Source organism: Pseudomonas sp. LM13, from assembly GCF_041381355.1.
In the GTDB taxonomy this organism is placed as follows: domain Bacteria; phylum Pseudomonadota; class Gammaproteobacteria; order Pseudomonadales; family Pseudomonadaceae; genus Stutzerimonas; species Stutzerimonas frequens.
In genome coordinates this window covers 1-433 of record NZ_JACBXH010000143.1, presented here as the reverse complement: position 1 = coordinate 433, position 433 = coordinate 1, and the positions used below count along the sequence as shown (strand labels likewise).

At 66.3% G+C, this 433-nt stretch carries 1 protein-coding gene; it reads left to right on the top strand.

All coding sequences use genetic code 11. The features are described from left to right. On the top strand, nt 1-433 hold a 433-nt coding region (locus HZR81_RS23745), incomplete at both ends, for a Mu transposase domain-containing protein (RefSeq protein WP_500129411.1).

The window sequence follows — 433 nt, the reverse complement described above, 5'->3', positions numbered from 1 at the left end:
GCTGAGTGTGGCCGAAGTGCTGGAGTTGGAGCGCGCTGAACTGATGCCTGTGCCAGCGCCATTCGACGGTTACGTCGAGCGGCCTGCGCGGGTCTCCAGCACCTGCCTGGTCAGCGTCGGGCGCAACCGCTACTCGGTGCCGTGTGAGTACGCGGGTAAGTGGGTCAGCAGCCGTTTGTATCCGACCCGCATCGAGGTGGTGGCCGATGATGCGCTGATAGCCAGCCATGCGCGCTTGCTGGATCGCGACCAGGTCAGCTACGACTGGCAGCACTACATCCCGCTGATTGAGCGCAAGCCCGGCGCGCTGCGCAACGGAGCGCCCTTTGCTGATCTGCCGGTGCCGCTGCGTCAGCTTAAGCACGGCCTGGGGCGTCATGCCGGCGGTGACCGGATCATGGCGCAAGTCCTGGCTGCCGTACCGGTCGCCGGA